Genomic DNA, 209 nt, shown 5'->3' on the forward strand with positions numbered 1-209 from the left:
GCCGCCCGTTCCACATCAAATCGGAGACTGGTGGTGTTTTGGTTTTCAGCAAATTGACGTAGTCGGAGAATTCAAGCTCGCTGCGTGAAAATGTTTTATTTTCAATCCACCCTAGCTGCTGCATTAGGTTCTTGGGAGTTTCACCCAAATAGACCACGTTTACGGCTTGAGCTGAGTAAATCGACGACTGACCAGCGAAAACCTTAAAG

At 46.4% G+C, this 209-nt stretch carries 1 protein-coding gene; it reads right to left on the minus strand.

Annotated features, from left to right (window positions below; genetic code table 11):
- The coding region (locus MRS74_RS23910; protein ID WP_254582772.1) for an LssY C-terminal domain-containing protein at nucleotides 1-209 on the minus strand (209 nt) is incomplete at both ends.

The organism is Marinobacterium sedimentorum (assembly GCF_024267675.1).
GTDB lineage: Bacteria > Pseudomonadota > Gammaproteobacteria > Pseudomonadales > Balneatricaceae > Marinobacterium_A > Marinobacterium_A sedimentorum.